Origin of the sequence: Massilia sp. CT11-108 (assembly GCF_047302915.1) — a bacterium.
Lineage (GTDB): Bacteria > Pseudomonadota > Gammaproteobacteria > Burkholderiales > Burkholderiaceae_D > Telluria > Telluria orientalis.
In genome coordinates this window covers 1-326 of record NZ_JBKYMO010001384.1, presented here as the reverse complement: position 1 = coordinate 326, position 326 = coordinate 1, and the positions used below count along the sequence as shown (strand labels likewise).

The window sequence follows — 326 nt, the reverse complement described above, 5'->3', positions numbered from 1 at the left end:
CTCGTGCCGATGGCGTGGCGGTGCGCGGTGTCGCGCAGGTCGTCCAGCGCGGCGTCCAGGTCGAACGCGACGTGGCTCGCGCACGCATCGATCAGCGCGGCGGCCGTGCGCAGCGCCTGGCCCGCCACCTGTTCCACCGTGTAGCCGCAGACGACGCGGGCCTGTCCCGGCCTGGCGGGATCGGTCTTCGTCATGCCGAAGGTGCCGGACGCGCCGGCAAGGCGCTGCAATTCCATCACCACGGGTTCGAGCGCTTCGTGCGCGGCCTGGCAGTCCGACAGGCGCGCCGCCGCTTCGGCCGGCATCGCGGGCAGCAGGGCGAGCAG

1 protein-coding gene is annotated in these 326 nt (G+C 73.9%); it reads right to left on the bottom strand.

The features are described from left to right. Window positions 1-326: cyanophycin synthetase family protein (locus tag ACEN88_RS34915; protein ID WP_413347012.1), on the bottom strand; the 326-nt coding region annotated here is incomplete at both ends.